The following is a 23,934-nucleotide window of genomic DNA, read 5'->3' on the forward strand; positions in this document are numbered from 1 at the left end:
GCATGGCACCGGGCAGCCACGCCCACCCGGCGCGCGCCAGCCCTCGTACGCCATGACACCCGGTGACCTCACCCCCAGCCGACGCGCGCCCGCGCGCCCCAGACCATGACCCGCGGCAGTCCTCCCCCCAGGCGGCGAGCAGCCAAGCCTCGTACGCCATGACACTCGGTGGCCGTCGCCCAGCCGTCCCCGGCAGCCCCGCCACCCGGTCACCCGCTCGGCGCCGGCTCGGCGCACCGGTCCCGGCCTCCCCTTCTTCGTGCGCTCCCTGCGTTCCCGGGCCATTCTTAACGCAAGCTTGACGCCATCGGCGCGCCGATCCGCAGGCCCGAGCGTCACTCTCTGCTTACGCTGGTGCCGCCGTCCGGGTGATGGCCGGAAAGAGCCGCCGCACGTCAGGAGCACATCGATGGCCACGACCGAACGCCCTCCCAGTACCGGCCGCCTGCGCGCCTGGATGCTGGAGGGGCTGTCCGACCTGGCCAAGCAGCACCCGGGTCCGCACGCCGAACCGGAGCCCGCCCACAAGGGCCAGCGCTGGTGGCGGGTGATGTGTCTGACCGGTGTCGACTACTTCTCCACCCTCGGTTACCAGCCAGGCATCGCGGCCCTGGCGGCCGGCCTGCTGTCACCGGTGGCGACCATCGTGCTGGTCGTCGTCACGCTGGCCGGCGCCCTGCCGGTCTACCGGCGCGTGGCCGAGGAGAGCCCGCGCGGCGAGGGGTCCATCGCGATGCTGGAGCGGCTGCTCTCCTTCTGGAAGGGCAAGCTGTTCGTCCTCACCCTGCTGGGCTTCGCGGCGACCGACTTCCTGATCACCATCACGCTCTCGGCCGCCGACGCCTCCACCCATCTGGTGGAGAACCCGCATCTGACGGAAGCCCTGCAGGGCAAGCAGATGCTGATCACCCTGTGCCTGGTGGCACTGCTCGGCGCGGTGTTCCTCAAGGGCTTCCTGGAGGCCATCGGCGTCGCGGTCGCCCTGGTCGGCGTCTATCTCCTGCTCAACCTCGTCGTCGTGATCACCGGCCTGTGGCACGTCATCACCGCCGGGCATGTGATCACCGACTGGAGCGGTGCCCTGACCGCGGAGCACGGCAACGTCTTCGTGATGATCGGCGTGGCGCTGATCGTCTTCCCGAAGCTCGCCCTCGGCCTGTCCGGCTTCGAGACCGGCGTCGCCGTCATGCCGCACGTCCAGGGCGACCCTGGTGACACCGACGAGCGGCCCGCCGGCCGGATCCGGGACACCAAGAAGCTGCTGACCACCGCCGCGCTGGTGATGAGCTGCTTCCTGATCACCACCAGCTTCATCACGACGCTGCTCATCCCGGAGCGGGAGTTCAAGCCGGGCGGCGACGCCAACGGCCGCGCGCTCGCCTACCTCGCGCACGAGTATCTCGGCAACGCCTTCGGCACGGTGTACGACGTCTCGACGATCGCCATCCTGTGGTTCGCGGGCGCCTCCGCCATGGCCGGACTGCTCAACCTGATGCCGCGCTATCTGCCCCGCTACGGCATGGCCCCGCACTGGGCCCGCGCGGTACGCCCGATGGTCATCGTCTTCACCCTGGTCGCCTTCCTGGTGACATGGATCTTCGACGCCGACGTCGACAAGCAGGGCGGCGCCTACGCCACCGGTGTGCTGGTGCTGATCAGCTCGGCCGCGATCGCGGTGACCATCGCCGCGCGCAAGGCGGGCCAGCGCGGCTGGACCCTGGCGTTCGGGTCGATCTCGGCGGTGTTCCTCTACACGACCGTGGTGAACGTCATCGAGCGTCCGGACGGTGTGAAGATCGGCGCCTGCTTCATCGTCGGGATCATGCTGATATCGCTGCTGTCCCGGCTCGCCCGCGCCTTCGAGCTGCGCGTGACCCACGTGACGCTCGACCCGATGGCGGAGCGGTTCGTCCGGGACATGGCCCATCGGCGCATCCGTTTCATCGCCAACGAGCCGGGGCGGCGGGACCAGGCCGAGTACCGGGACAAGGCCGAGCAGATCAGGGCCGACAACGACATGCCGGAGCAGGAGGACTTCGTCTTCGTCGAGGTCACGGTCACCGACCCGTCCGAGTTCGAGGCGGGGCTGACCGTGCGCGGAGAGGTGCTGCACGACCGCTACCGGGTGCTGACGCTGGAGTCCGCCTCCATCCCGAACGCCCTCGCCGCGCTGCTGCTGCACGTCCGGGACGCCACGGGCTGCACCCCGCACATCTACTTCGAGTGGACCGAGGGCAATCCGTTCGCCAACTTCCTCCGTTTCTTCCTCTTCGGCCAGGGCGAGGTCGCCCCGGTCACCCGCGAGGTACTGCGCGAGGCGGAACCGGACCGGGACCGCCGGCCACGGGTACACACCGGCTGAGCCGCCCATCCGGCCCACCTGGCGTGGCCACCACCCTCGTCGGCCCCCGGCATGGCCACCGCGCGCGTCCGGTCCACCTCGGCTGGGCGCCGCCCGCGTCCGGCGCCCCGGCGCGACGACGCGTCACCCACCGCCGCCGCGCGGGCCCGCTCCCGTCACCCTTCTGCCGAGCCACCGTTTCCGGGGCCGCACCTCCAGCCGCCCGAAGCCGAGCCGGCCGTGTATCTCCACCCTCAGCACGGCCGGTGCCGCCGAGCCGCGGTCCGGCCGCACCCTGGTCTGGCCGTAGTCGATCACCAAGGAGTCGGCGTCCACGACCACGCCGGGCCGGGTGATCAGCCGGAGCGTGCCGGCCCGCATGTCCACGTCGATGCGGAGGGTGCCGTACGGGATCACCGCGTCACTGAAGTCCAGCGTCACGTCTCCCCAGGACGACTCGATCTCCATCCGGCGTGGCACGGTCCAGGCACCGCTCCGGGTGGCCGCGGCACCGCGCTGCTCGATGCGGACGATCTCCTTGGCCGGTGCCGGGCCGGCTTCCTCCGGCAGATCCGCCGTCAGCACCGCCAGTTCCCCGAGCGTGCGCGCGGTCAGCGCCGCCTCCACGCGTTCGTCCAGCTCCGCGGGCGTGAGCCGGCCGTCTCCCGCGGCGATCGTCAGCACCTCCACCACCCGGTCCCGATCCGTGTCCGAGGCACGCAGGCCGGGCGGCTCGCCCGTCCGCGCCGGTTCGGCCCTCATCATGCCCACCCCCGATTTCCACCACTTCCGGAGAAGCCTCGACCCGAGAAGTACACGCTATATCGCGTTATACCCCACGCGGTCGGCCCCACACACATGGTTTTCGGCACTTGCCTCTATCGTGACCGGCATGCAGTCCTACACCATCGGCCAGGCCGCGCGGCTGCTCGGCGTCAGCCCCGACACCGCCCGCCGCTGGGCCGACGCCGGCCGGGTGGCCACCCACCGCGACGAGTCCGGGCGCCGGCTCATCGACGGCAGGGACCTCGCCGCGTTCTCCGTCGAACTCGCCAAGGGCGACAGCGGCGAGGAGGAAACCCCGTACACCTCCGCCCGCAACGCCTTCCCCGGCATCGTCACCGCGATCAAGCTCGGCGACGTCGCCGCCCAGGTGGAGATCCAGGCGGGCCCGCACCGGCTCGTCTCGCTGCTGACCCGTGAGGCCGTGGAGGAACTGGGCCTGGAGGTCGGCGTGGAGGCCACCGCGCGCGTGAAGTCGACGAACGTGCACATCGACCGCGTCTGACCCGCACGCCGTCGACGCCCCCGTCGCCATCACGGCCGCTCCCCCGACGCCACGCCGTACGAACGCACATGCAAGCCGCAAGACTCTTACTCCCGGCTCATGCGATGCGACAGGAGACTTCTGCCTCGCGGATGCGGCAGTATCATCGCCGCACGGCCGATCAACGGGCGTGCCAGGGCGCGACCGTTGTCCAAGAACCGAGGAGTCGATCCGTGATGACCCGTTCCGTGCGCCGGACCCGGCGGACGCTGCGACTGGCCGGTGCCGGAGCCGCCGCCGCACTGGCCTTGAGCGCCTGCTCCTCCTCGTCGGACACGAGCGGCCAGTCCGGCTCCTCGAACGCGCCGGCTTCCCCGAAACTGTCCGGCACGGTCACCGTGTTCGCCGCCGCCTCCCTGAAGGAGAGCTTCACCAGCCTGGGCAAGGAATTCGAGCACCGGCACCCCGGGACCAAGGTCAGCTTCAGCTTCAGCGGCAGCGACACCCTCGCCGCGAGCATCACCGGCGGCGCCCCCGCCGACGTCTTCGCCGCCGCCAGCCCCAGGACGATGAAGACCGTGACGGACGCGGGAGCGGCGTCCGGCGCCCCGGTCACCTTCGTGCGCAACCAGCTGGAGATCGCCACCCGGCCGGGCAACCCCGCGAAGGTGTCCTCCCTGAAGGACCTCACCAAGTCCGGGCTGAAGGTCGTCCTGTGCGACAAGACCGTGCCCTGCGGCGCCGCCGCGCGAAAGGCCCTGGACGCCGCCGGGATCGAGCTCACCCCGGTCTCCTACGAACAGGACGTCAAGAGCGCCCTGAACAAGGTGCGACTGGACGAGGCGGACGCCGCGGTCGTCTACAAGACCGATGTGAAGGCCGCGAAGGGCACGGTGCAGGGCGTGGAGTTCCCCGAGTCCGCCGGTGCCGTCAACGACTACCCGATCACCGCGCTGAAGAACGGGCGGAACGCCGAGGCGGCCCAGGCGTTCATCGCCCTCGTGCGGTCCGCCGACGGCCAGAAGGTGCTGGGCGAGGCCGGGTTCCTCAAGCCGTGACCTCGCTCGACAAGCCCGGCGCCGCGCCCGGCCTCCGCACGGGCCGGCCGCGACGCCGCCGCGCCGGCGCGGGGGGCCGGCGCGGGGTGCCGTTGCCGCTGCTGCTGCCGGGCCTGCTGGCGCTGGCGTTCCTGCTGCTGCCGCTGCTCGCGCTGCTCGTCCGCGCGCCCTGGCGCTCCTTGCCGGAGCAGCTGGGCAGTACGGAGGTGTGGCAGGCGCTCCAGCTGTCACTGATCAGCGCCACCGCGGCGACCGCCGTGAGCCTCGTCCTCGGCGTGCCGCTGGCCTGGCTGCTGGCGCGTACGGACTTCCCCGGCCGTGGCCTGGTACGGGCCCTGGTCACCCTGCCGCTGGTGCTGCCGCCGGTCGTCGGCGGTGTGGCGCTGCTGCTGGCCCTGGGCCGCAACGGGGTCGTCGGACGGTGGCTGGACGCGTGGTTCGGGATCACGCTGCCGTTCACCACCACCGGGGTCGTGATCGCCGAGGCGTTCGTGGCGATGCCGTTCCTGGTGATCAGCGTCGAGGGCACCCTGCGCGCCGCCGACCCGCGCTACGAAGAGGCCGCCACCACGCTCGGCGCGTCCCGCTTCACCGCGTTCCGCCGGGTCACGCTGCCGCTGATCGCTCCCGGTATCGCGGCCGGCGCGGTGCTGGCCTGGGCGCGGGCGCTCGGCGAGTTCGGCGCGACGATCACGTTCGCGGGCAACTTCCCCGGGCGCACCCAGACCATGCCCCTCTCGGTCTACCTCGCCCTCCAGAACGACCCGGAGGCCGCCATCGCCCTCAGCCTCGTGCTGCTCACCGTATCGATCGCGGTCCTGGCAGCCCTCAGGGACCGCTGGATGACAACCCCATGACCCACACCACCCCCCACCCCGACGAACACCTCGCCAACAGCACCACCACCGGCCTGAACGCCCGCCTCGTGGTCGACCGCCCCGCATTCCGCCTGGACGTGACCCTGACGGCCGCCCCCGGCGAAGTCGTGGCGCTCCTCGGACCCAACGGCGCCGGCAAGACCACCGCCCTGCGCGCCCTCGCCGGACTCACCCCCCTCACGGACGGCCACCTGCACCTGGACGGCACCCCTCTGGAGCACACGCCCCCCGAGTCCCGTCCGGTCGGTGTCGTCTTCCAGGACTACCTGCTCTTCCCCCATCTGTCCGCCCTGGACAACGTCGCCTTCGGCCCCCGCTGCCAGGGCGTGGGCAAGGCCGAGGCCCGCGCCCAGGCGGCGGCCTGGCTGGACCGCATGGGTCTCGCCGGCCACGCGGCCACCAAGCCACGCCGTCTGTCCGGCGGCCAGGCCCAGCGCGTGGCCCTCGCCCGCGCCCTCGCCACCCGCCCCCGCCTGCTGCTCCTGGACGAGCCGCTGGCGGCGCTGGACGCCCGTACCCGCCTGGAGGTCCGCGCCGGGCTCCGCCGCCATCTGGCCGAGTTCGAGGCGGTCTCGGTCCTGGTCACGCACGACCCGCTGGACGCCATGGTGCTCGCGGACCGCCTGGTGGTCGTGGAGCACGGCCAAGTCGTACAGCAGGGCGCCCCCGCCGACATCGCCCGGCACCCGCGCACGGACTACATCGCCCGGCTCGTCGGCCTCAACCTCTACCGGGGACAGGCCGCGGGGCACACCGTACGGCTCGACGCCGGGCCCTCGGTCACGACGACGGAGGAGCTGTCCGGACCGGCCTTCGTGGCGTTCCCGCCGTCCGCCGTGACCCTGTTCCGGGACCGGCCCTCCGGTGTGAGCGCCCGCAACCTGTGGCGCTGCGAGGTCACCGGCCTGGAGACGCACGGCGACCGGATCCGCGCCGACCTCACCGGCGAGCTCCCGCTCGCCGCGGATCTGACGACGGTGGCCGCCGCCGAGCTGGGCCTGCGCCCCGGTACACCGGTCTGGGCGACGGTGAAGGCGACCCAGACCCACGCATACCCGGCCTGACCGGACCCGCGCCCTACGGTGGGTGCCCATGACCCTGAGCATCCGCAACCAGCTGCCCGGCACCGTCACCGAGGTCCACGCAGGCCAGGTCATGGCCACCGTCACGGTCCGGCTGGACGGCGGCCCGCACCTGCTGGCCGCCATCACCCTGGAGGCCGCCGAGCAGCTCTCCCTCGCACCCGGCCGGCCGGTGCACGCACTGGTGAAGTCCACCGAGGTCGCCCTCGCCGCCCGCCAGGCCGAGGGGCTGTCCATCCGCAACCGGTTCCCCGGCACCATCACCGAGGTCCGCCCGGGCGAGGTCATGGCCTCCGTGAAGATCGCCACGGCCGCCGGCGAACTCACCGCCGTCATCACCCGGGACGCGGTCGCCGACCTCGGCCTCTTCGTGGGCTCGGAGGTCATCGCCCTGATCAAGGCGACCGAGGTCTCACTGGCGTCCCCGTAGCAGCGGAAGGCCCCGCCCGGCAGAACCTGACGTTCCGGGCGGGGCCTTTCGAACAGCGCGGTTCGCTCAGTCCTCGTAGGCGTCCAGCGGCGGGCAGGAGCACACCAGGTTGCGGTCGCCGAAGGCCTGGTCGATGCGGCGCACCGGCGGCCAGTACTTGTCGGCGGCCGAGCCACCGGCCGGGAAGACGGCCTGCTCACGGCTGTAGGCGTGCGCCCACTCGCCGCTCAGCGCGGCCGCGGTGTGCGGGGCGTTCCGCAGCGGGTTGTCCTCCGCGGGCCACTCGCCCGAGCCGACCTTCTCGATCTCCGCGCGGATGGCGATCATCGCGTCGCAGAAACGGTCCAGCTCGGTGAGGTCCTCCGACTCGGTCGGCTCGATCATCAGCGTGCCTGCCACCGGGAAGGACATGGTCGGCGCGTGGAAGCCGTAGTCGATCAGGCGCTTGGCGACGTCGTCCACGCTCACGCCGGTCGCCTTGGTGATCGCGCGCAGGTCGATGATGCACTCGTGCGCGACCAGGCCGCCGGGGCCGGTGTAGAGCACCGGGTAGTGCGGCTCCAGGCGCTTGGCGATGTAGTTCGCCGACAGCACGGCCACCTGGGTGGCCCGCTTCAGGCCCTCGCCGCCCATCAGCCGGACGTACGCCCAGGAGATGGGCAGGATGCCCGCGCTGCCCCAGGGGGCCGCCGAGACCGGGCCCACACCCGTCTCCGGGCCGGCCTCCGGCTGGAGCGGGTGGTTCGGCAGGTACGGCGCGAGGTGCGACCGGACCGCGACCGGACCGACGCCCGGACCGCCGCCGCCGTGCGGGATGCAGAAGGTCTTGTGCAGGTTCAGGTGGGAGACGTCGCCGCCGAAGTGGCCCGGCTTGGCGAGGCCGACGAGCGCGTTGAGGTTGGCGCCGTCGACGTACACCTGGCCGCCGGCCTCGTGGACCCGGGCGCAGATGTCGGCGACGTGCTCCTCGAACACACCGTGCGTGGACGGGTAGGTGATCATCAGCACCGCCAGCTCGTCGCGGTGCTGCTCGATCTTGGCGCGCAGGTCCTCGACGTCGATCTCGCCGTCCTCTGCGGTCTTGACGACGACGACCTTCATGCCGGCCATCACGGCGCTGGCGGCGTTGGTGCCGTGCGCGGAGGACGGAATCAGGCAGACGGTGCGCTGGTCGTCGCCGTTGGCGCGGTGGTAGCCGCGTACGGCGAGCAGACCGGCCAGCTCGCCCTGCGAGCCGGCGTTCGGCTGGAGGGAGACCTTGTCGTAGCCGGTGACCTCGGCGAGACGGTCCTCCAGCTCGCGGATGAGGGTGAGGTAGCCCTCGGCCTGCTCGGCGGGCGCGAAGGGGTGCAGCTGCCCGAACTCGGGCCAGGTGACCGGCTCCATCTCCGTGGTCGCGTTGAGCTTCATGGTGCAGGAGCCCAGCGGGATCATGCCGCGGTCGAGCGCGTAGTCGCGGTCGGCCAGCCTGCGCAGGTAGCGCAGCATGGCGGTCTCGGAGCGGTGCTGGTGGAAGACCGGGTGGGTGAGGTAGTCGTCGGTGCGCAGCAGCGCCTCGGGCAGGGTGTCCTCGGCGGTCGCGTCCAGCGCCTCGATGTCGGCCTCGACACCGAAGGCGGACCAGACGGCGTCCAGCCCGGCCCGGTCGGTGGTCTCGTCACAGGCCACGGAGACGTGGTCGGCGTCGACCAGCCGCAGGTTGACGCCCTTGTCCCGGGCGGCGGCGACGATCCCGGCGGCCTTGCCGGGCACGCGCGCGGTGACCGTGTCGAAGAAAGCGCCGTGGACGATCTCGACACCGGCTGCCTTCAGGCCCTCGGCGAGGAGGGTGGCGTAGCGGTGCGTGCGCCGCGCGATGGTCCTCAGGCCCTCGGGCCCGTGGTAGACGGCGTACATGCCGGCCATCACGGCGAGCAGCACCTGCGCGGTACAGATGTTGCTGGTGGCCTTCTCACGGCGGATGTGCTGCTCACGGGTCTGCAGCGCGAGCCGGTAGGCCCTGTGGCCGTCGGCGTCGACGGAGACGCCGACCAGACGGCCGGGCAGGCTGCGCGCGAACTTCTCGTGTACGGCCATGTAGCCGGCGTGCGGACCGCCGAAGCCCATCGGCACGCCGAAGCGCTGGGTGGTGCCCACGGCGATGTCCGCGCCCAGCTCACCCGGCGAGGTCAGCAGCGTCAGGGCGAGCAGGTCGGCGGCCACGGTCACCAGGGCGCCCAGCTCGTGCGCCTGGTCGATGACGGGCTTGAGGTCCCGTACGGCACCGGAGGCACCCGGGTACTGGAGCAGCACGCCGTTGATCTCACGCTCGGCGATCTCCGCAGGGATGCCGGCGGACAGGTCGGCGACGACGACCTCCACGCCGGTCGGCTCGGCACGGGTCTCGATCACGGCGATGGTCTGCGGCAGCGCGTCCGCGTCGACCAGGAACAGGCCCTTCTTGTTCTTGCCCATCCGCCGGGACAGGGCCATCGCCTCGGCGGCGGCCGTGCCCTCGTCCAGCAGGGAGGCGCCGGAGGTGGGCAGCCCGGTCAGCTCGGCGACCATCGTCTGGAAGTTCAGCAGGGCCTCCAGACGGCCCTGGGAGATCTCCGGCTGGTACGGCGTGTAGGCCGTGTACCAGGCGGGGTTCTCCATGACGTTGCGCAGGATGACGGGCGGGGTGAAGGTGCCGTAGTAGCCCAGGCCGATCATGGAGCGCAGGACCTGGTTGCGGTCGGCGAGCGAACGCAGTTCGGCGAGCACCTCGGCCTCGGTGCGGGCACCCGGCAGGTCCAGGGAGTCGGCGTTCTTGATCACATCCGGGACCGCGGCCGCGGTCAGCTCGTCCAGCGAGCCGTATCCGACCTGCGCGAGCATCTTGGCCCGCGCCTCCTGGTCGGGCCCGATGTGGCGCTGCTCGAACGGGATGCCCGCTTCGAGTTCGGAGAGCGGAATGCGATGGGCGGTCATTGCGGAGGCCTCCTGGTCTGACGCGACCTGCGAGGGGCACCCCGGCGCGGGTACCCCGACGGCCTCCCCCTCTGTCATCTGCACCTGAGAGCTTCACCGGATACCCCGCGGGCTCCGGCTTTCACCGTCGGCGAGGGCGGGAGCCGTCGACGCCCGCCCTGCTTTCCAGAGTGACCTCGTCCGCGCGGTACGTGAGCCTGAGAGATTCCGGGGAGGAGTTGCTCCTTCGGCGCCTCCGAGGTGGTCGGAGGACTCTCCCGCGCGGGGTCAGCAGCCGCTGTCAGCCTACCAGCGAGGTCAATGGGGCAGCCTTCGAGTGGCCGCCTCCTCCAATGTGCTCTTTCGTAGTGCTTACGGATGAGTTGCGACCACGTGGAGGGAGAGGGACCGTGCAGACCGACATCGATCCGCGCAGCCTGATCGGCCGCAAGGCGTTCGACCGCGACGGCACCAAGATCGGCACCATCGATGAGGTGTACCTGGACGACGCGACCGGCGTGCCCGAATGGGCGGCCATACGCACCGGCCTGTTCTCCCGGGACGCCTTCGTGCCCCTGGAACCCAGCGAACTCGTCGACGGCGCCCTGCGCGTCCCCTTCGACCGCGCCCTGATCAAGAACGCCCCCGGCTTCGGCGTGGGCCGCCACCTCTCCCCCGAGCAGGAACTCCAGCTCTACCACCACTACGGCCTCGACACGGCCTCCTCTCCCCCGCTCCCCGACCACGACTTCGGCAGACTGGCGGGCTCGGAGGAAACCTGACCACGCGACTCCTCCCGCCCAGGCCCCTCCTCCCGCTCCCATATCCGGGTGTCCCCCCGAGCCCGGACCTCTCCCGGCACGGAGGCCCTTCCACCATCGCCGGCTTCTTCCGTGGCACAGACCTCTTCGGTCACCCGAACACCTCCAGAGCCACGGACCTCATCCGGCCCGCCACGCGACTCCGCCCGCCCGCGCGGCTCTTCCCGGTCGCGGCGCTCCTCCGGGGTCCGGGGCGGAACCCCGCGGCGGGCGCTGTTCGGCGGACCGGGACAGGTGGGCGGGTGGGAAGGATCCGCGACCAACGGCAACGGCTCCGCAGACGACAGGGCGGGATCGTCGACAAAGAACGTCCGCACACGCCCCGGCTCCGACTGAGGCGTCTCGAACCGCACCGTCACCCTCCCCAGCCCGCTCCCCTGCACCCAGCCGGGCCCGTACTCGGCATGCCGCACATCCTGCCCGGCCCGCCACTGCCGCTCCGCGGCCTCCGGCTGCTCCGCCTCGGCCTCGACGGCGGCCTCCTCCGGCTCCTCCACCACCCGCACCGGCATGGCCTGCGCGAACAGGTCCTCCTGGGTGTAGTCGGCGAGCCCGGACACCCCGACCCCGAGCAGCCGTACCCCACCGGTGGTGTCCACGGAGTCCAGCAGCCGCGCCGCCGCCTCGCGGATGACGGCGGGATCGTCCGTGGGCCCTCTGAGCGTCTCGGAACGGGTCAGGGTCGAGAAGTCGTACCGCCGTACCTTGAGCACGATGGTCCGCCCGGACAGCCCGGCCCCGCGCAGCCGCCGCACGCACCGGTCGGCCAGCCGCTGCACCTCCAGGCCGACCCGCAGCCGGTCGTGGATGTCCACGTCGTAGGTGTCCTCCACCGACACCGACTTGGCCTCCCGCTCGGCCACCACCGGCCGCTCGTCCCGGGCGTGGGCCATCGCGTACAGCGCCTGCCCGTGTGCCTTGCCGAGCAGCCGGACCAGTTCGTCCTCGCCCGCCTCCGCCAGCTCCCGCACCGTGGTGATCCCGGCTCTGCGCAGATGGTCCCCGGTGGCCGGCCCGACCCCCGGGAGCGTACGCACCGGCATGGGCGCCAGCATGTCCCGCTCGGTACCCGGCTCGATCAGCACCAGTCCGTCCGGTTTGGCCTGCTCGGAGGCGATCTTCGCGAGCATCTTGGAGGCGGCGAGCCCCACCGAACCGGTGAGCCCGGTGACCGCGCGGATGTCCGCCCGCAGCTTCTCCCCGGCCCGGCGCGCCGACTCCTCGTCCCAGGCCGTTCCCCCGGCCTCCAGGTCCACGAACGCCTCGTCCAGGCTGAGCGGCTCCACCAGCGGCGACAGCTCCCGCAGCAGCGCCATCACCTGCTCGCTGATCGCCCGGTACAGGGTGAAGCGCGGCACCAGATACGCGGCGTTGGGTGCCAGCCGGCGCGCCTGCGCCATGGGCATCGCCGAGTGGACCCCGAACACCCGTGCCTCGTACGACGCGGTGGCCACCACACCGCGCGGTCCGAGCCCGCCCACGACGACCGCCTTCCCGCGCAGGCTCGGCTTGGACGCCTGCTCCACCGCGGCGAAGAAGGCATCCATGTCGAGATGCAGGATCGTGGGCGCGTTTCTCACATCTCCGATGCTGCACCACGGCACTGACAACGCGGTGGCACCGGGGCGCCCCTCGGCGAAACCGGCCGGTCACGACGCCGGACGCCTGAGCGTGACACGTCACCCACCGCGTCACCCACCGGGACGTACTCGTGTCGGACGCCCGGACGCCGGCGCGTCAGACCGCCCGGTTGCGGCGCCGCGCCAGCTCGTCCGCGGGGTTGTGCCCGACCAGGGTCTCACCGGTGTCGATGCGCTCGCCGTGCAGCTGGGAGAGGGCGCTTTCCACATCCCGCCACACCACGCCGACGGCGATCCCGAAGACGCCCTGACCGCCCTGGAGCAGGGCGTGGACCTCGTCCGGCGAGGAGCACTCGTACACGGTGGCGCCGTCGCTCATCAGGGTCATCCGCTCCAGGTCACGGAAACCGCGTTCCCGCAGGTGCTGCACGGCCGTGCGGATGTTCTGCAGGGACACACCCGTGTCCAGAAAGCGCTTCACGATCTTCAGGACGACGACGTCCCGGAAGCTGTACAGCCGCTGGGTGCCCGACCCGTAGGCGGGCCGCACGCTGGGCTCGACCAGACCGGTGCGGGCCCAGTAGTCCAGCTGTCGGTACGTGATGCCGGCGGCAGCGCAGGCCGTGGGCCCGCGGTAGCCGATCTGCTCGGACGTCATGGACGCCACCCCTCCGCCGTTCGGCACCGCCGTCGGCAGCTGCGGAGCGTGCTCCACCGCGCCGCCGGGATGGGCATGTCCCCCGCCTGAGCGCAGCCGCGAACTCGGGGGCGGGTACGGACCGCTCTCCCCGAAACCGCGTCCCGGGGCACCCCCGACCGTACCGTCGCCGCTGGTTCTCACGCCGACCTCCGTCCTTGACCTGCCTTCTCGACGGTAGGCAGTCACCAGGGGTGCGTCAACGATCGCCACACTCGGCACGCCGAGTGATAATCACCCTAGGAGTGGTTTCCCGTGTCCCACCGCGGGGAAAGGCTAGCCGAATGCGCTCGCGGCGGGCCGTAGGACGCTCACACTGCCGCAGGCATGTGCCAGGACGCCGGCCGTGCCGAAGCCACCGGCCTCGTCGGGCAGAACCCCTGTTCCGACGGGCCGGCCGGGCCGCTCACTGGCTGCTGGTGCCGAAGTCCTCGGGGGAGATCTGGTCCAGGAACTCCCGGAACTTCTCCACCTCGTCCTCCTGCTCGTCGGGAATGGCGATGCCCGCGTCGTCCAGCACCGTGTCACTGCCGTAGATCGGCGTGCCGGTGCGCAGAGCCAGCGCTATGGCATCGGAGGGGCGGGCGCTGACCTCGACCCCACTGGCGAACACCAGCTCCGCGTAGAAGACACCTTCTCGCAGATCGGTGATGCGCACCTCGGTCAGCTCCTGGCCGACGGCCTCCAGCACGTCCTTGAACAGGTCGTGGGTCAGCGGTCGCGCGGGGGCCATGCCCTGCTGGGCGAAGGCGATCGCCGTCGCCTCCCCCGGCCCGATCCAGATGGGGAGATAGCGGTCGCCCCCCACTTCGCGCAGGAGCACGATCGGTTGGTTGGAGGGCATTTCGACCCGGACACCTACGACATCGAGCTCGTTCACACAGCAACCCTAGGCCGTGCCCGGGACGTTTGGGTAGTCGGGCCGGGAACAGGTGCCCGATCCGGCCGCCCGAGAACCCCCCGCTTCACGGGATCCGAAGCCCGAGAGCGGTCTTCACCAGGGCCGCGTGCAGCTTCATCGTGAGGTCCGCCAGCTCCTTCGTACGGGCCTCGGCGTGCGCGCGGGTCTGCGGGTTGCGGTGGCGCTTGAGCGGGGCCACGATCTGGTCGACCAGGCCCGCCTCACGGTCCGCGGCGGCCTTCATCACCCTGAGGTGGCGCGGCTCGATCCCGAACCGGCCCAGCTCGGCGACCAGCGCGGCCACCGTGACGGCCTCGGCGTCGTACGCCCCGTCCTCCAGCGGAGCGATGAGCCCGTAGGACTCCCACTCCTTCAGCTCGGCCTCGTCGATGTCCGCCGCGGCCAGCAGCTCGGCCCTGCCCACCCGGGCCACCGTGGGGCCCTCCACGGTCGCGGAGGCGTCCTGCGCGGTGCGCTGGCGCCCGACCAGGGGCAGCGGGGCGGCCTCGCCCCGCTCCATGGCGTCCAAGTGCTCCCGGATCACCTTGAGCGGCAGATAGTGGTCCCGCTGCATCCGCAGGATGTGGCCGAGGCGCTCGACGTCCCCGGCGCTGAACTTGCGGTACCCCGACGGGGTCCGCCGCGGCTCGACGAGCCCCTCCGACTCCAGGAAGCGGATCTTGGAGATGGTGACTTCGGGGAACTCGTCGCGCAGCACGTTCAGCACCGTGCCGATGCTCATCAGCCCACTGTCCCTGGCGGCGGTACCGCTTCCGGCACCGCCGCTCGGTGTTTGAAGCATGGACCTTCCCTCTGGGGTTCCCCCGGACAACCGTCCGGGGGCGGGTCAGTAGCCCTGCCGGCTCGCGTAGAACACCAGCCGGTACTTGCCGATCTGCACCTCGTCACCGTTCGACAGGGCGACCTGGTCGATGCGCTCGCGGTTGACGTACGTGCCGTTCAGGCTGCCCACGTCGGCCACCGTGAAGGAGCCGTCCGGAGAGCGCCGGAACTCCACGTGCCGCCGGGAGACCGTCACGTCGTCCAGGAAGATGTCGCTCTGCGGGTGCCGGCCGGCCGTCGTCAGGTCACTGTCCAGCAGGAAGCGGCTGCCCGAGTTCGGCCCCCGGCGCACGACGAGCAGCGCCGAGCCCGGCGGCAGCGCGTCCACCGCGGCCTGCGCCTCCGGGGAGAGCATCGGCAGCGGCGTCTGGCCGGTCGCCTCGGAGTCGTACGCCTCCAGCCCGGAGATCGAGATCGTGGACGTCGTCTCGGAGGCCCGCTCCGGCGTCAGCCCGGGACGCAGCGGCGCCCCGCAGTGGGAACAGAACCGCGCGTTCTCCGGATTGCGGTTACCGCACCTCGTACACACCAGGACCGACATCGACGGATCCTCCTGCCGCGGCTGCCCCGCCGGGGCATTGGACGCGTACGGGCCGGAGGCGAACCCTCCACCCGTACCTGAGGTTGACGGTTGCCCGAAACCTATGCCGCCGGACTGGGCAGGGTCAACTGACGCCGCGCCCTGACCTCCCTGAATGTCACCGCCCGGACCAGCGACCTGGTCCCGGAACAGCGGGCGCTGGCCCTCCGCGTCAGGCTGTGCGCGATGGCGAGCGGTCGCGTTGTCGCTGCCCTCTCGCGCGCTCTTGCCGAACAACTTCGCAAACAACTTCACGGGCGATTCCCCTTGACCGAAACAGACCCGCCCGTGGGGCAGGACGAACCCTGATTGCCTACACCGGCCGAGCCGGACATTCTCACAACGTCCGTATCCACCAGACAGTTTCCACCACGCACCACCCCTTCGGTGCGCCGACCCCCCGCAACCTCATGCCCCTGCCCGACGGGCCCCATGCACCGCCGGTTCACTGGGAGGACGACCGAGCGTAGTCAGGCCGCTCCGCCCGCCGCAAGGCGTCCACGACGATCTTGTCCGACCGCTCGACGGTCGCCGTGGCCTGCTCTTTCTCCAGAGTCTGCACCACGCCTCCAGGAATGTTCAGCGCCGGCTCCAGGTCCTGCGGCTTGCCGATGACCTTGAAACGATACGGCGCGTTGATCTTGTTCCCGTCGACGCTCACACTCCTGTCGGAGTCGGCGAAGTAGGTCCCGGCGACCACCCGGACCCCGTTGACCTGGATCGCCTCCGCGCCGGCCGCGCGCAACTCCTGGATCGCGTCGAGCAGCATGTCCGCCTTGACCGTCCCCTTCGTGTCCTCGATCGTCATGGTGATGCCGGGACCCTGTGCCGCCACGGTGCCCGCCAGGATGCCGAGTTGCCTCGCCTTCTCGGCGGTCTGCCGGCGTGCCTCCGCGGCCTGGTCGGAGCTGCTCTGCAGTTCCTGACGCTGCTTTTCGAGTCCCTGCTTCTCGTCCTCAAGACGCTGAGTACGCGAATCCAGTTCATCGAGGATGCGTACAAGATCTTCTTGACGTGCGCCGCGCAGCGCGCTGTCGGTGTCGCTGTTCGACGCCACCTGCACGGCCAGGCCGAAGCCGAGGCCGAACAGCAGCACGGCGACGATGAGTTGCGCCCGGGTGAAACGCGGCGGCCACAGGCCCTTGACGAGCCGCTGCCGGCCCGTCAGCGGCTGCGCGGGCCGCTCCTCGGCCCGCGGACCGGTTCCGGGCGCGGGCACCGGCACCTCGGCCGGCAGCTCCCTGCGCAGCCGGTTCTCCGGCCGCTCGTCCGGCTCGCCCTGGGGGTTCTGTCCGTTCCCGGTGTTCCGCTCGTTCTGGTCGCTCATGGAGGTCACGCCCGGAACACGTGCCGTCGGATCGCCGCCGCGTTGGAGAAGATCCGGATGCCCAGGACGACCACCACCCCCGTGGACAGCTGCGCGCCCACGCCCAACTTGTCGCCCAGGAACACGATGAGGGCGGCGACGACCACGTTCGACAGGAACGACACCACGAAGACCTTGTCGTCGAAGATGCCGTCCAGCATGGCCCGCAGACCGCCGAAGACGGCGTCCAGCGCGGCGACGACGGCGATCGGCAGATACGGCTCGACGACCGCCGGAACCTCGGGCCGGACCAACAGGCCGGCCACGACTCCCACGACGAGGCCCAGTACGGCGATCACGATGTGCCCTTCCCGGTTTTCCCGAACTTCGGCTGTGCTGTACGTACGATCACACTGGGGGCGGCGGGCAACCGGACCTCGCCCTCCGTCGAAATGGTGGCGCGGATGCCGTAGTTCTCCTCCAGGGCGTGCAGATACAGGCCGTCGGCGCTGTTCTGGAACCTGGTGCTCAACCTCTGCCCGTCCCCCACCGCCAGCACCGTGTACGGCGGCACCAGCGGCCTGTTGTCGACCAGTATCGCGTCCCCCGCGGCCCTGATCGCGGACAGGGCGGTCAGCCGCTGCCCGTTGATGGAGACCGCCTCGGCCCCGGACGCCCACAGTCCGTTGACGACGCGCTGCATGTCGCGGTCCCGGACCCGGCCGGTGTCGGAGAAGCCCGAGGTGTCCCGGGGGTTGGAGCCATCCGCGCCGCCGGCGTTCTCCTTGGCGTCGTTCACGACGAGTCTGACGCCGGGCCCGTGCACCGCGGTGGCACCCGACAGCAGGCCCACCAGATCCGCCTCGGCGCTGTCACCGCTCGACTTCAGGGCCGCCCGCCGGCGCGCGTCGACGTCGTCGCGCAGCTTGTCGACGGTGCTCTCCAGCCGGTCCGCGTCCGCGGTCTCGCTGTCGACGCGGTCGATCAGCTCCTGGCGCTCCTTGGCCACCACGGGCGCCGACACCCGCGCCTGGGCCGCCCCCACGGTCACCACCAGTGCCGCGAGGACCAGCCCCGCGGCCAGGCCCAGCTTGGCCCGCAGGGTCTTGGGCAGACCGCCCTCGCCCGCGGACTTCCGCCGGGCGGCGGCCTCGGCGTATCCGTCGTCGAGGCTGTGGTCCATGACGTTGGTGATCAACGACATGGAGGCGTCCGGGCGCTGCGGCCGCGCGGGGCTGCTCCGAACGGGGGGTTGCTGCGGCATGCCGCACATCGTCGCATGTCGCGAGCAGTACCTCCGAACGGCCCCACCGGCGTGCCGGACAGGCCCCCTTGGGGGACACTTGTCCGGCACGCGCGCGTGCGGAGGCTCCACGCCGTCCCGAGCCGTTCGGTATCGCCCGGGGCCGCCGTGCCGACGGCCCCGGGCCTGTGCCCGATCAGCGGCCGGCGCTGTCCACGACCGCCGACCACTCGTCCAGCAGGGCCTGCGCGGAGGCGTCGTCGGGGCCCTCCGCCCACAGATGGGTGACCGCCTCGGCCGGGTCGGGCAGCACCATCACCCAGCGCCCGTCGGTCTCCACCACGCGCACACCGTCGGTCGTGTCGACGAAGCGATCCCCGGCGGCCTCGACCACGCGCCGCATCACCAGGCCCTTGACGGCCCACGGCGTCGCCAGATCCCGCTTGAGGACGTGTGCCCGCGGGATACGGGCGTCGATCTGGCTCAGCGTGAGCTGGGTGCGCGCCACGAGCCCGATGAGCCGTACGAAGGCCGCCGTGCCGTCGTACACGCCGCTGAACTCGGGGACGATGAACCCGCCCTTGCCGTCGCCGCCGAAGATGGTGCCCTCCTCGCGCCCGACGCGCGTGAGGTCGTCCGGCGACGTGGTGGTCCACTCGACCTGGGTGCCGTGGTAGGCGGCCACCTGCTCGGCGATCCGGGTCGTGGTGACCGGCAGCGCCACCCGCCCGCTGCGCCGCTCGGCGGCCACCAGGTCCAGCATCACCAGCAGCGCCCGGTCGTCCTCGATGATCCGGCCCTTCTCGTCCACGAGCGACAGCCGCTCGCCGACGGGGTCGAACCGCACGCCGAACGCGGCACCCGAGGACGCCACTATCTCCCCGAGCCGCACCAGACCCTTGCGCCGCATCTCGGCCGTCTCCGTGGGCCGGGACTCGTCCAGACCGGGGTTGATGGTCAGCGAGTCCACTCCGAGCTTGCCGAGCAGGCTGGGCAGCACCAGTCCGGCGCTGCCGTTGGAGGCGTCCACGACGACCTTGAGCCCCGACTCGGCTATGCCGGTCGTGTCGACGTTGCGCAGCAGCGACCCGGTGTACGAGTCGAAGACGCTCGCCGGGAAGTACAGGTCGCCGATCTCGCCCGGGAACGCCCGCCGGTACTCCTGGCGCGCGAACACCCGGTCGAGCTTGCGCTGACCGCCCTGCGAGAGGTCCCCGCCCTGGCCGTCGAAGAACATGATGTCCACGGAGTCCGGGACACCGGGCGAGGTCCGGATCATGATGCCGCCGGCGCTGCCCCGCGCGGTCTGCTGCCGGGCCACGGGCAGCGGTACGTTCTCCAGGTCGCGTACGTCGATGGCACTGGCCTGGAGCGCGGAGATCACCGCGCGCTTGAGCGCCCGGGCACCGCGGGAGTGGTCGCGGGCCGTGGTGACCGTCGAGCCCTTCTTCAGGGTCGTCGCATAGGCGCCGGCGAGCCGTACCGCCAGCTCCGGTGTGATCTCCACATTCAGGATGCCGGAGACACCGCGGGCGCCGAACAGATGCGCCTGACCGCGTGACTCCCAGATCACCGAGGTGTTGACGAAGGCGCCGGCCTCGATGGTCTTGAACGGGTACACGCGGACGTTGCCCTGGACGATCGACTCCTCGCCGATCAGGCACTCGTCGCCGATGACCGCGCCGTCCTCGATCCGGGCGGCTCTCATGATGTCGGTGTTCTTGCCGACGACACAGCCCCGCAGGTTGCTGTGCTGCCCGACGTAGACGTTGTCGTGGACGACGGCCTTGTGCAGGAAGGCCCCGCTCTTGACGACGACGTTGGAGCCGACGACGGTGTGCTCGCGGATCTCCGCGCCGGCCTCGACCTTCGCGTAGTCGCCGATGTACAGCGGTCCGCGCAGTACGGCGTCGGGGTGCACTTCGGCCCCCTCCGCCACCCATACGCCGGGCGAGATCTCGAAGCCGTCGATGTCGACATCGACCTTGCCCTCGAGGACGTCGGCCTGGGCCTTCACATAGCTCTCGTGCGTGCCGACGTCCTCCCAGTAGCCCTCGGCGACATAGCCGTAGATCGGCTTGCCTTCCTTCATGAGCTGCGGGAAGACGTCACCGGACCAGTCGACGGGCACGTCCGGCTCGACGTAGTCGAAGACCTCGGGCTCCATGACGTAGATGCCCGTGTTGACGGTGTCGGAGAAGACCTGTCCCCAGGTCGGCTTCTCCAGGAAGCGTTCGACCTTGCCTTCCTCGTCGACGATGGTGATGCCGAACTCCAGCGGATTGGGCACGCGGGTCAGACAGACCGTGACCAGTGCGCCCTTCTCCTTGTGGAAGTTGATCAGCTCGGTGAGGTCGAAGTCGGTCAGGGCATCGCCGGAGATGACGAGGAAGGCATCGTCCTTCAACGCCTCCTCGGCGTTCTTGACGCTTCCGGCGGTACCGAGTGGCTTCTCCTCATTGGCATAGGTGAGCTCCATCCCGAGCTCTTCGCCGTCACCGAAGTAGTTCTTCACGAGCGATGCCAGGAACTGCACGGTGACGACGGTCTCGTTGAGCCCGTGCCTTTTGAGCAGCCGTAGCACATGCTCCATGATCGGGCGATTCGCCACGGGCAGGAGCGGCTTGGGCATGCTAGAGGTCATGGGGCGCAGGCGTGTGCCTTCGCCCCCGGCCATCACGACGGCCTTCATGTCGGAAGCGTCCTCCTCAAGAGACGACGGTCTAGCCGACTTCACCCGTCCAGATTGTCCCGCACTTTTACACCGCGGGCCATCGAGGCGTTATGTCAGGACAATCGCCGAGCTCAATCGACCATGGTGTCCGCCCGAACCAATCGGCGGACCTGAACCACGTAAAGCACTCCTGCCCACCAATACAGGGTTGTACCCCATCCGGCGAACGCCCATCCGAAAATAGCGGCGAGTGACGAGATCCAACCACTTCCGTCACTGAGGAGCAGGAGCGGGAAGGCGTACATCAAGTTGAACGTGGCGGCCTTCCCGAGGAAGTTCACCTGGGGCGGCGGATACCCGTGCCGGCGAAGGATGCCCACCATGACCAGCAGAACCAGTTCACGGGCGAGCAAGAGCGCGGTCAGCCAGATCGGCAGGATCTCCCGCCAGGTGAGTCCCAGGAGCGTGGAAAGCACGTAGAGGCGGTCGGCGGCGGGGTCGAGGAGCCGGCCGAGGCTGCTGATCTGATTCCAGCGCCGGGCGAGCTTGCCGTCGAGATAGTCGCTGACCCCGCTGAACGCCAGCACGAGGAGGGCCCAGCCATCACTCTTGGGGCCGCCGAACTCCGGCCTGAGGATCAACCACAGGAACAGGGGTACGCCGACGAGCCGTGCCATGCTGAGGATGTTGGGGATGGTGAGGACCCGGTCCGTTTGGACACGGGTCTCCTGGACCTCCACCCGGGGGCCTCCTGTGCGAAACGAGCCAATGATGCTCATTGACCTTACCTCAACGCAAAAAAGCTCCGGCTCCTGGGCAGTGCCCAGGAGCCGGAGCTTCAAAAGGAGTTCGGCGGCGTCCTACTCTCCCACAGGGTCCCCCCTGCAGTACCATCGGCGCTGTGAGGCTTAGCTTCCGGGTTCGGAATGTAACCGGGCGTTTCCCTCACGCTATGACCACCGAAACACTATGAAACTGAACGCCGCACCATGTGTGACACATGGGGCTGTTCGTGGTTTCAGAACCAACACAGTGGACGCGAGCAACTGAGGACAAGCCCTCGGCCTATTAGTACCGGTCACCTCCACACGTTACCGTGCTTCCAGATCCGGCCTATCAACCCAGTCGTCTACTGGGAGCCTTACCCCATCAAGTGGGTGGGAGTCCTCATCTCGAAGCAGGCTTCCCGCTTAGATGCTTTCAGCGGTTATCCCTCCCGAACGTAGCCAACCAGCCATGCCCTTGGCAGAACAACTGGCACACCAGAGGTTCGTCCGTCCCGGTCCTCTCGTACTAGGGACAGCCCTTCTCAAGACTCCTACGCGCACAGCGGATAGGGACCGAACTGTCTCACGACGTTCTAAACCCAGCTCGCGTACCGCTTTAATGGGCGAACAGCCCAACCCTTGGGACCGACTCCAGCCCCAGGATGCGACGAGCCGACATCGAGGTGCCAAACCATCCCGTCGATATGGACTCTTGGGGAAGATCAGCCTGTTATCCCCGGGGTACCTTTTATCCGTTGAGCGACGGCGCTTCCACAAGCCACCGCCGGATCACTAGTCCCGACTTTCGTCCCTGCTCGACCCGTCGGTCTCACAGTCAAGCTCCCTTGTGCACTTACACTCAACACCTGATTGCCAACCAGGCTGAGGGAACCTTTGGGCGCCTCCGTTACCCTTTAGGAGGCAACCGCCCCAGTTAAACTACCCATCAGACACTGTCCCTGATCCGGATCACGGACCCAGGTTAGACATCCAGCACGACCAGACTGGTATTTCAACGACGACTCCACCCACACTGGCGTGCGAGCTTCACAGTCTCCCAGCTATCCTACACAAGCCGAACCGAACACCAATATCAAACTGTAGTAAAGGTCCCGGGGTCTTTCCGTCCTGCTGCGCGAAACGAGCATCTTTACTCGTAGTGCAATTTCACCGGGCCTATGGTTGAGACAGTCGAGAAGTCGTTACGCCATTCGTGCAGGTCGGAACTTACCCGACAAGGAATTTCGCTACCTTAGGATGGTTATAGTTACCACCGCCGTTTACTGGCGCTTAAGTTCTCAGCTTCGCCCACCCGAAAGTGAGCTAACCGGTCCCCTTAACGTTCCAGCACCGGGCAGGCGTCAGTCCGTATACATCGCCTTACGGCTTCGCACGGACCTGTGTTTTTAGTAAACAGTCGCTTCTCGCTGGTCTCTGCGGCCACCCCCAGCTCAGAGCGTAAAGCTCATCACCAGGTGTGGCCCCCCTTCTCCCGAAGTTACGGGGGCATTTTGCCGAGTTCCTTAACCATAGTTCACCCGAACGCCTCGGTATTCTCTACCTGACCACCTGAGTCGGTTTAGGGTACGGGCCGCCATGAAACTCGCTAGAGGCTTTTCTCGACAGCATAGGATCATCCACTTCACCACAATCGGCTCGGCATCAGGTCTCAGACTATGTGCAAGGCGGATTTGCCTACCTTGCGTCCTACACCCTTACCCCGGGACAACCACCGCCCGGGATGGACTACCTTCCTGCGTCACCCCATCACTCACCTACTAACCGCTTGGTCCGGCGGCTCCACCACTTTCCATTCCCCGAAGGGTCCGGAACGGCTTCACGGCCTTAGCATCACGATGCTCGATGTTTGACGCTTCACAGCGGGTACCGGAATATCAACCGGTTATCCATCGACTACGCCTGTCGGCCTCGCCTTAGGTCCCGACTTACCCTGGGCAGATCAGCTTGACCCAGGAACCCTTAGTCAATCGGCGCAAACGTTTCTCACGTTTGTATCGCTACTCATGCCTGCATTCTCACTCGTCAACCGTCCACGACTACCTTCCAGTGCCGCTTCACCCGGCAGACGACGCTCCCCTACCCATCACAGCCTCCGTTGGGAGTACATGCTGCAATGACACGACTTCGGCGGTACGCTTGAGCCCCGCTACATTGTCGGCGCGGAATCACTAGACCAGTGAGCTATTACGCACTCTTTCAAGGGTGGCTGCTTCTAAGCCAACCTCCTGGTTGTCTCTGCGACTCCACATCCTTTCCCACTTAGCGTACGCTTAGGGGCCTTAGTCGATGCTCTGGGCTGTTTCCCTCTCGACCATGGAGCTTATCCCCCACAGTCTCACTGCCGCGCTCTCACTTACCGGCATTCGGAGTTTGGCTAAGGTCAGTAACCCGGTAGGGCCCATCGCCTATCCAGTGCTCTACCTCCGGCAAGAAACACACGACGCTGCACCTAAATGCATTTCGGGGAGAACCAGCTATCACGGAGTTTGATTGGCCTTTCACCCCTAACCACAG

Annotated in this window: 18 protein-coding genes, 2 rRNA genes, 1 pseudogene and 1 riboswitch (1 of these 22 running past the window's edge); of the genes and pseudogenes, 7 read left to right on the forward strand and 14 right to left on the reverse strand. The window is 69.4% G+C overall.

The genetic code is table 11. The features are described from left to right. Positions 1–409 precede the first annotated feature (409 nt). Positions 410–2,362 (forward strand): APC family permease, encoded by a 1,953-nt coding sequence (locus HB370_RS08035; protein ID WP_030774966.1) that lies wholly within the window; start codon positions 410–412, stop codon positions 2,360–2,362. Positions 2,363–2,485: 123 nt separating this feature from the next. Here the strand turns inward: HB370_RS08035 and HB370_RS08040 are convergent, their stop codons facing one another. Then, positions 2,486–3,106 carry a DUF1707 domain-containing protein gene (locus tag HB370_RS08040; RefSeq protein WP_244406016.1) on the reverse strand — a complete coding sequence of 207 codons (621 nt, stop codon included), beginning with the start codon at positions 3,104–3,106 and terminating at the stop codon, positions 2,486–2,488. 118 nt (positions 3,107–3,224) lie between these two features. Here HB370_RS08040 and HB370_RS08045 point away from each other — a divergent pair, with 118 nt between their 5' ends. From HB370_RS08045 to HB370_RS08065, 5 genes are all read left to right on the forward strand, one after another. Then, positions 3,225–3,629, forward strand: a complete 405-nt coding sequence (locus tag HB370_RS08045) for a helix-turn-helix transcriptional regulator (protein WP_030774962.1) — start codon at positions 3,225–3,227, stop codon at positions 3,627–3,629. Positions 3,630–3,844: 215 nt separating this feature from the next. Further along, positions 3,845–4,666, forward strand: coding sequence for a molybdate ABC transporter substrate-binding protein (gene modA, locus HB370_RS08050; RefSeq protein ID WP_030774960.1), 822 nt, complete (start codon positions 3,845–3,847; stop codon positions 4,664–4,666). Then, positions 4,663–5,523 (forward strand): molybdate ABC transporter permease subunit, encoded by an 861-nt coding sequence (modB, locus tag HB370_RS08055; RefSeq protein ID WP_030774959.1) that lies wholly within the window; start codon positions 4,663–4,665, stop codon positions 5,521–5,523. Before modA ends, modB begins: the two co-directional genes overlap by 4 nt. Continuing rightward, complete coding sequence (locus HB370_RS08060) at positions 5,520–6,608, forward strand: ABC transporter ATP-binding protein (protein ID WP_030774958.1); 1,089 nt, start codon at positions 5,520–5,522, stop codon at positions 6,606–6,608. The genes modB and HB370_RS08060 overlap by 4 nt, the downstream gene beginning before the upstream one ends. A gap of 28 nt (positions 6,609–6,636) precedes the next feature. Continuing rightward, positions 6,637–7,056: a TOBE domain-containing protein gene (locus HB370_RS08065; RefSeq protein ID WP_030774957.1), complete on the forward strand. Its 420-nt coding sequence runs from the start codon at positions 6,637–6,639 to the stop codon at positions 7,054–7,056. Between the two features lie 66 nt (positions 7,057–7,122). Here the strand turns inward: HB370_RS08065 and gcvP are convergent, their stop codons facing one another. Then, positions 7,123–10,008 (reverse strand): aminomethyl-transferring glycine dehydrogenase, encoded by a 2,886-nt coding sequence (gene gcvP / locus HB370_RS08070; protein WP_030774956.1) that lies wholly within the window; start codon positions 10,006–10,008, stop codon positions 7,123–7,125. Positions 10,009–10,183: 175 nt separating this feature from the next. Continuing rightward, positions 10,184–10,278, reverse strand: a riboswitch (glycine riboswitch). 119 nt (positions 10,279–10,397) lie between these two features. Between gcvP and HB370_RS08075 the strand changes: the two genes are divergently transcribed. Then, a complete protein-coding gene (locus tag HB370_RS08075) occupies positions 10,398–10,769 on the forward strand; it encodes a PRC-barrel domain-containing protein (protein ID WP_030774948.1) in 372 nt (123 codons plus the stop codon). A 290-nt stretch (positions 10,770–11,059) separates the two neighbouring features. Here HB370_RS08075 and HB370_RS08080 read toward each other — a convergent pair. The 12 genes and pseudogenes from HB370_RS08080 to HB370_RS08135 form a co-directional block, all read right to left on the reverse strand. Continuing rightward, positions 11,060–12,388: pseudogene (locus HB370_RS08080) on the reverse strand (DNA polymerase IV); the annotation flags it as partial. Positions 12,389–12,545: 157 nt separating this feature from the next. Beyond that, a complete protein-coding gene (locus HB370_RS08085) occupies positions 12,546–13,229 on the reverse strand; it encodes a MerR family transcriptional regulator (RefSeq protein ID WP_106980549.1) in 684 nt (227 codons plus the stop codon). A gap of 262 nt (positions 13,230–13,491) precedes the next feature. After that, positions 13,492–13,965 (reverse strand): bifunctional nuclease family protein, encoded by a 474-nt coding sequence (locus HB370_RS08090; RefSeq protein WP_026253112.1) that lies wholly within the window; start codon positions 13,963–13,965, stop codon positions 13,492–13,494. 85 nt (positions 13,966–14,050) lie between these two features. After that, the gene (locus HB370_RS08095; protein ID WP_030774943.1) at positions 14,051–14,788 is read right to left on the reverse strand and encodes a MerR family transcriptional regulator; all 738 of its coding nucleotides are present in this window, start codon (positions 14,786–14,788) and stop codon (positions 14,051–14,053) included. Positions 14,789–14,833: 45 nt separating this feature from the next. After that, positions 14,834–15,664 (reverse strand): FHA domain-containing protein, encoded by an 831-nt coding sequence (locus HB370_RS08100; protein ID WP_189754592.1) that lies wholly within the window; start codon positions 15,662–15,664, stop codon positions 14,834–14,836. Positions 15,665–15,854: 190 nt separating this feature from the next. After that, the gene (locus tag HB370_RS08105; RefSeq protein WP_037700066.1) at positions 15,855–16,736 is read right to left on the reverse strand and encodes a DUF881 domain-containing protein; all 882 of its coding nucleotides are present in this window, start codon (positions 16,734–16,736) and stop codon (positions 15,855–15,857) included. 5 nt (positions 16,737–16,741) lie between these two features. Next, positions 16,742–17,074, reverse strand: coding sequence for a small basic family protein (locus HB370_RS08110; RefSeq protein WP_003988855.1), 333 nt, complete (start codon positions 17,072–17,074; stop codon positions 16,742–16,744). Beyond that, the gene (locus tag HB370_RS08115) at positions 17,071–17,988 is read right to left on the reverse strand and encodes a DUF881 domain-containing protein (RefSeq protein WP_106980548.1); all 918 of its coding nucleotides are present in this window, start codon (positions 17,986–17,988) and stop codon (positions 17,071–17,073) included. The genes HB370_RS08110 and HB370_RS08115 overlap by 4 nt, the downstream gene beginning before the upstream one ends. 166 nt (positions 17,989–18,154) lie before the next feature. Beyond that, positions 18,155–20,650, reverse strand: a complete 2,496-nt coding sequence (locus HB370_RS08120; RefSeq protein WP_030774936.1) for a mannose-1-phosphate guanyltransferase — start codon at positions 20,648–20,650, stop codon at positions 18,155–18,157. A 113-nt stretch (positions 20,651–20,763) separates the two neighbouring features. Beyond that, positions 20,764–21,372 carry a CDP-alcohol phosphatidyltransferase family protein gene (locus HB370_RS08125; protein ID WP_030774935.1) on the reverse strand — a complete coding sequence of 203 codons (609 nt, stop codon included), beginning with the start codon at positions 21,370–21,372 and terminating at the stop codon, positions 20,764–20,766. Positions 21,373–21,479: 107 nt separating this feature from the next. Beyond that, positions 21,480–21,596: ribosomal RNA gene (gene rrf / locus HB370_RS08130) — 5S ribosomal RNA — on the reverse strand. Positions 21,597–21,680: 84 nt separating this feature from the next. Continuing rightward, positions 21,681–23,934, reverse strand: a 23S ribosomal RNA gene (locus HB370_RS08135) (it continues 869 nt past the right edge of the window).

The sequence above is a fragment of the Streptomyces sp. DSM 40868 genome (assembly GCF_011820545.1).
Taxonomy (GTDB): Bacteria; Actinomycetota; Actinomycetes; order Streptomycetales; family Streptomycetaceae; genus Streptomyces; species Streptomyces eurythermus.

Excerpts from the sequence above, each read along its gene's own strand:
- HB370_RS08040 (WP_244406016.1), bottom strand. The coding sequence starts at position 3,106 with ATGATGAGGGCCGAACCGGCGCGGACGGGCGAGCCGCCCGGCCTGCGT.
- HB370_RS08105 (WP_037700066.1), bottom strand. The coding sequence starts at position 16,736 with ATGAGCGACCAGAACGAGCGGAACACCGGGAACGGACAGAACCCCCAG.
- HB370_RS08035 (WP_030774966.1), top strand. The coding sequence starts at position 410 with ATGGCCACGACCGAACGCCCTCCCAGTACCGGCCGCCTGCGCGCCTGG.
- HB370_RS08060 (WP_030774958.1), top strand. The coding sequence starts at position 5,520 with ATGACCCACACCACCCCCCACCCCGACGAACACCTCGCCAACAGCACC.
- HB370_RS08065 (WP_030774957.1), top strand. The coding sequence starts at position 6,637 with ATGACCCTGAGCATCCGCAACCAGCTGCCCGGCACCGTCACCGAGGTC.
- HB370_RS08095 (WP_030774943.1), bottom strand. The coding sequence starts at position 14,788 with ATGCTTCAAACACCGAGCGGCGGTGCCGGAAGCGGTACCGCCGCCAGG.
- HB370_RS08120 (WP_030774936.1), bottom strand. The coding sequence starts at position 20,650 with ATGAAGGCCGTCGTGATGGCCGGGGGCGAAGGCACACGCCTGCGCCCC.
- HB370_RS08115 (WP_106980548.1), bottom strand. The coding sequence starts at position 17,988 with ATGTGCGGCATGCCGCAGCAACCCCCCGTTCGGAGCAGCCCCGCGCGG.
- gcvP (WP_030774956.1), bottom strand. The coding sequence starts at position 10,008 with ATGACCGCCCATCGCATTCCGCTCTCCGAACTCGAAGCGGGCATCCCG.
- modA (WP_030774960.1), top strand. The coding sequence starts at position 3,845 with ATGACCCGTTCCGTGCGCCGGACCCGGCGGACGCTGCGACTGGCCGGT.